We start from the raw sequence: 519 nt of genomic DNA, 5'->3' as shown, positions 1-519 counted from the left end.
GGGGTCGTGACCGCAGGGGTGGTTTGTACGCAAAGTCGCGGCGGCTTGCTCGGGGTGGTGGCTGTCCTGGCTGTGAGCGCAACTCGAGTGATGAAGTTGCGCACAATCCTTCTGTTCGTCATCCCCGTCGTTGCGGCAGGGTTGTACATGGCGATGAACCTTTCCGACCGCGTGTCCGGCGGCGCAGAGGATATGAGTGGGGAATCGGCGAGTGGTAGACTCTATGCGTGGTCTGCCGCCATCAATATGGCGCTCGACCGGCCTTTCACAGGAGTCGGCATAAACAACTTCGTTGACGAGTTCTACACCTATACCGACGTGTGGTTCGATCGTGCCTTGACCGCCCACAGCGCGTGGTTTCAGGTTCTCGGCGAAACGGGATTCTTGGGGCTGGGGACGTTCGTGATCATGGTCGCCCTGACCTTCAAATCCGCCGTTCGCGCCCAGCGATTGCTGGAGCGCAACTCAGCGGCACCGGATATGCAGGGTTTTGCCTGCGCGATTACGGCAGGCTTGGCA

The 519-nt window shown here is 60.1% G+C and carries 1 protein-coding gene; it reads left to right on the top strand.

The window, feature by feature from the left end; all coding sequences use genetic code 11:
- Positions 1-6: 6 nt before the first annotated feature.
- On the top strand, positions 7-519 hold a 513-nt coding region (locus tag ACXJ7R_RS36170; protein WP_457155952.1), incomplete at its 3' end, for an O-antigen ligase family protein.

The organism is Mesorhizobium sp. P5_C1 (genome assembly GCF_054049815.1).
Note: the sequence above shows the minus strand (reverse complement) of the source record. Positions and strands in the feature narration are given on the sequence as shown.